Annotated in this window: 1 pseudogene; it reads right to left on the reverse strand. The window is 73.4% G+C overall.

Features of this window, described 5'->3' with window-relative positions:
* Positions 1 to 219 (reverse strand): annotated as a pseudogene (locus tag MKK75_RS14875) (hypothetical protein); the annotation flags it as partial.
* Positions 220 to 274 lie beyond the last annotated feature (55 nt).

Consider the following 274-nt stretch of genomic DNA (forward strand, 5'->3'; position numbering starts at 1 on the left):
GCCGAGTGCGCGGCGGGAGCGGCTGAACTCGGGGTAATCGGGATAGTCAACCCAGGTCAGGACGAAGTGGTCGTCGGCCTTCGTGGCCACGACCGTGGCGGCATAGTAGGCGTCCTCGTCATCGCCCTGGGCCAGCACGAGGCTGCCGGGGCCGATGTCGGCCCAGTCGAACGGCGGCTTGGCGCCCCCGCCCGAACCCGCGCCGGCCCCTCCGGCCATACCGCCGCCACTCTGGCTGCCCACGGGGGACGGTGCCGCTGCCGCGGCCTTGCTG

The sequence above is a fragment of the Methylobacterium sp. J-030 genome (assembly GCF_022829545.1).
GTDB lineage: Bacteria > Pseudomonadota > Alphaproteobacteria > Rhizobiales > Beijerinckiaceae > Methylobacterium.